The 3,900-nt window shown below is 32.7% G+C and carries 3 protein-coding genes; all 3 read left to right on the forward strand.

What is annotated here, in order from left to right; all coding sequences use genetic code 11:
• A partial coding sequence (gene ppdK, locus ACI3VO_RS08560; RefSeq protein ID WP_439757514.1) for a pyruvate, phosphate dikinase occupies window positions 1-2,093 on the forward strand: 2,093 nt, incomplete at its 5' end.
• Window positions 2,094-2,279: 186 nt separating this feature from the next.
• On the forward strand, window positions 2,280-3,455 hold the full coding sequence (locus ACI3VO_RS08565) for an aminotransferase class V-fold PLP-dependent enzyme (protein WP_439757515.1): 1,176 nt from the start codon (window positions 2,280-2,282) through the stop codon (window positions 3,453-3,455).
• A 170-nt stretch (window positions 3,456-3,625) separates the two neighbouring features.
• On the forward strand, window positions 3,626-3,900 hold a 275-nt coding region (locus tag ACI3VO_RS08570), incomplete at its 3' end, for an aldo/keto reductase (protein ID WP_439757516.1).

Raw genomic sequence — 3,900 nt, forward strand, 5'->3', positions numbered from 1 at the left:
TAGTTGAAGAATTTAAGGCTATCTATAAATCAGAAGTAAAAGAAGATTTTCCACAAGATCCTAAAAAACAATTAATGTTAGCAGTTGAAGCAGTATTTAGATCTTGGAATAATCCTCGTGCAATAGTATATAGAAAATTAAACGATATTCCTAATGATTTAGGAACAGCAGTTAATGTACAATCAATGGTATTTGGTAATATGGGAGATAACAGTGGTACAGGTGTTGCATTTACTAGAGACCCAGCTACTGGTGAAAACCATCTATTAGGAGAATACTTAATAAATGCTCAAGGTGAAGACGTTGTTGCAGGTATAAGAACTCCTCAAAAAATAGACACATTAAAAGACATAATGCCAGATATCTACGATCAATTCGTAAAAACTGCTGACAAATTAGAAAAACATTACAGAGATATGCAAGATATAGAATTTACTATAGAAAAAGGTAAATTATTCTTACTACAAACTAGAAATGGTAAGAGAACTGCAAAATCTGCTATAAACGTAGCTGTTGATTTAGTTGAAGAAGGATTAATAACTAAAGAAGAAGCAATAATGAGAGTTGAACCTAACCAATTAGATCAATTACTACATCCAAAATTTGAAGATAAATCTCTTAAAGAAGCAAAGGTTTTAGCAAAAGGTTTACCTGCTTCACCTGGTGCTGCTAGTGGTAAAATCTACTTCAGTGCTGACGATGTAGTTGAAGCATCTAAAGATGGTACAGAAACAATACTTGTAAGACAAGAAACTTCTCCAGAAGATATAGAAGGTATGGTAAGCGCACAAGGTATACTTACTGCTAGAGGTGGTATGACTTCACATGCTGCTGTTGTTGCAAGAGGTATGGGTAAATGCTGTGTAGCTGGTTGTGGAGAAATAAAAGTAAGTGAAGTTTCAAAAACTATAGAAGTTGGAGATATAGTTCTTAAAGAAGGAGATTATATTTCTCTAGATGGTTCTACTGGTACAGTTTACTTAGGAAATGTAGCTAAAGCATCTGCAGATATGACTGGTAATTTTGAAAAATTAATGGGATGGGTTGATGAAATTAGACAAATGAAGGTTAGAACTAATGCAGATAACCCAAGAGATGCTAAGGCAGCTGTAGACTTTGGTGCTGAAGGTATAGGACTTTGTAGAACTGAACACATGTTCTTCGACGAAGAAAGAATACCAGCAGTTAGAAAAATGATTCTATCAAACACTGTAGAAGAAAGAGTTAAAGCATTAGATACATTACTTCCAATGCAACAAAAAGACTTCGAAGATATCTACAGAGTTATGGGAGAACGTCCAGTTAACATAAGACTTTTAGATCCACCACTACATGAATTCTTACCACAAGATGATGAAACTATAGAAGAACTTGCTAAAGATATGGGAATAGAAGCTATAGCAATCAAGAAGAGATGTGAAGAATTAGCAGAATTCAACCCAATGCTAGGACACAGAGGTTGTAGACTTGCTGTAACATATCCAGAAATAGCTGTAATGCAAACTAAAGCTATAATAAACGCAGCTATAGCTGTAAATAAAGAAGGATTAAATGTTGAACCAGAAATAATGATACCACTTGTTGGTGCATTAAACGAATTTAGAACAGTTAAAGAAACTATAGTTGAAACTGCAGATGCTGTTATAGAAGCTGCAGGTGTAGAACTTAAATACACTGTTGGTACAATGATAGAAATACCAAGAGCTTGCTTAATCGCTGATGAAATAGCACAAGAAGCTGACTTCTTCAGTTTTGGTACAAATGACTTAACTCAAATGACATTTGGTTACTCAAGAGACGATGCTGGTAAATTCTTAGGTGAATATGTTGATAGAGAAATACTTGAAAAAGATCCATTCCAAGTATTAGACCAACACGGTGTAGGTAAATTAGTTAAAATGGCTGCAACATTAGCTAGAGGCGTAAAAGGCGACAACATTAAATTAGGTATATGTGGAGAACATGGTGGAGAACCATCTTCAGTAGAATTCTGCTACAATACAGGACTTAACTACGTATCTTGTTCACCATACAGAGTTCCAATAGCTAGACTTGCTGCTGCTAGAGCAACTATAAAAAATCCTAGAAAATAGTTAAAAATAAATAATTGATTATATAGGCTACCTCAAATATTATTTTGAGGTAGCTTTCTTATTTATATATGATGAAATATATTTAGGAAAAATTGTAGGAAAATAGTCTAATATAATTTATAATAATATAAATAGGAAATATATAATTTTATTATAAAACATTAAAAAAGGAAGGTGCTAAATACGATGAAAGATATATATTTTGATAATTCAAGCACATCATTTCCAAAAGCACCCAATGTTGGAAAGGCTATGGGTACTTTTATAGAAGGTGGTGCTTTTAATATAAATAGAGGTGGATATGAAGGTGCATATGAAGTAGGTAGTGCTGTTTTAGAGACAAGGGAAATGTTAAAGGATTTATTCAATTGTTCTAATTCAAAAAATGTAGTGTTTACACCAAGTGTAACTTATTCACTAAATTATTTTATAAAGGGTTATTTAAAACCAGGAGATCATGTAATCGTAAGCAGTGTAGAACACAATGCCGTTATGAGACCTCTAGTTCAAATGGAAAAATTAGGACTACAATTTGATGTAGTTGAGTGTGATGAAGAAGGTAGTGTAAAAGCAAGTGATTTTATACCTTATATAAAAGAAAATACAAAGGCAATAATAACTACTCATGCATCAAATGTGTGTGGAACTATTTTGCCTATAGGAGATATAGGAGCTTTATGTAAGGAGCACAATTTGATATATGTGGTAGATACTGCACAAAGTGCTGGTATAATTGATATAGATATGGTAAGAGATAATATAGATTTTCTAGCGTTTACAGGCCATAAGGGACTGTTAGGTCCACAGGGGATAGGTGGATTTATAGTAGGTGATAAATTGGCAGCTGAGATTGAGCCAGTTATAATCGGCGGAACAGGAAGCTTATCTGATTCAGAAGAGGCGCCTGAATTTTTACCAGATAGATTTGAAAGTGGAACGATGAATTTACCTGGAATTATAGGATTGCATCAAGCGCTTATTTATCTAAAAGAAACTGGAATAGATAATATAAATAATGAAAAGATGGAGATAACTAAATATTTCTTGGACAGGGTCAAAGAAATAGAAGGTGTAAGAATAGCTGGTAAAAAGGGAGTAGAAGGTAGAGTAGGAGTTGTTTCTTTAGATTTTGAAGAGGCAGATAACAGCATAGTGGCATTTTTATTGAGCAGTAAATATAGAATAATGACTAGAGTTGGTTTGCATTGTGCTCCGAGAGCTCATAAGACTTTGGGGACTTTCCCTCAGGGAACAGTTAGATTTTCATTTAGCCATTTCAATACAAAGGGAGAGGTTGATATATGTATAGATGCTATAAAGACTATTTTAAATGATTTAAAAAATGGAGAAGATTATTTATAATTTGATATAAATTTAAGTTATGCTTGTTTTATGACATATGGTCGAATTGTTATGTTATAAAATAAGCATATTTTTTATAATAAAATATTGACTTGGAGTTAACTTTAAGTGGTAAGCTATTAAGTATAAAGATAATGTAGAAAATATTATATTGAAGGAGATGGGGTAAAATGGCTAAAAAATTAGGATTTGGATTTATGAGACTTCCGCTTACAAATCCAGATGATCAAACTAGTATAGATTATGAACAATTAAATAAAATGGTAGATACTTTCTTGGAAAGAGGATTTACTTATTTTGATACAGCTTATATGTACCATAATTTTATCAGTGAAAAGGTGCTTAATGAGGTGTTAGTAAAACGACATCCGAGACAATCTTTCACAGTGGCGACTAAGATGCCAGTTAAATTTTTAAAGAAACAAGAGGATTTAGCAAGAATATT

Source organism: Intestinibacter sp. (assembly GCF_051866655.1).
GTDB lineage: Bacteria > Bacillota > Clostridia > Peptostreptococcales > Peptostreptococcaceae > Intestinibacter.